Below are 543 nucleotides of genomic sequence, written 5' to 3' on the forward strand. Positions count from 1 at the left end.
TGTGTGGATGGCTCCTGCTTTGCAAGACATTTTTGAGATGATCGGTACCTTTGTCAGAAGCAGTCATGTGTCCGGCCTGTTTGCGCGGTTTTGACCGCTGGCCCTGAAGGGTTCCGCAAACCAAGTCCCTATCAGCTAAGCGGGCTGTAATGCCCGAGCCATTCGGCGGGGTGTCCTGGTTTTGGCGGCTGACTTTTGCACCATCATTTCGCAGGTCTTGCAATCTCGTGTTCTAAAATCCGTCTCAAATCCTTTCAGGCTGTTTTCGGCATATAAGGTTCATTCTTTGTAAGAATCGCCCAGACGATCCGCGCTGTTTTGTTCGCCATGGCGACAGTTGCCAGCCGAGCAGGCTTGCGCTCCAAAAGACCAACAAGCCAATTGTTTGCACGGTCTGGGTGATGTTTTGTTAGCCTGACGAGCGATGTCATCCCCACGACAAGCAATTGGCGCAGGTATTGGTCCCCCATTTTGGTGATCCTGCCTAGTCGTTCCTTGCCTCCGCTAGATCGATTAGTCGGCGTCAATCCCAGCCATGCAGCA

The 543-nt window shown here is 52.7% G+C and carries 1 protein-coding gene; it reads right to left on the reverse strand.

Annotated elements, in window-relative coordinates:
* Positions 1-254: 254 nt before the first annotated feature.
* On the reverse strand, positions 255-543 hold a 289-nt coding region (locus PPL9_RS30960), incomplete at its 5' end, for a transposase (protein ID WP_152986895.1).

The sequence above is a fragment of the Pseudovibrio sp. POLY-S9 genome (assembly GCF_001431305.1).
Classification (GTDB): domain Bacteria; phylum Pseudomonadota; class Alphaproteobacteria; order Rhizobiales; family Stappiaceae; genus Pseudovibrio.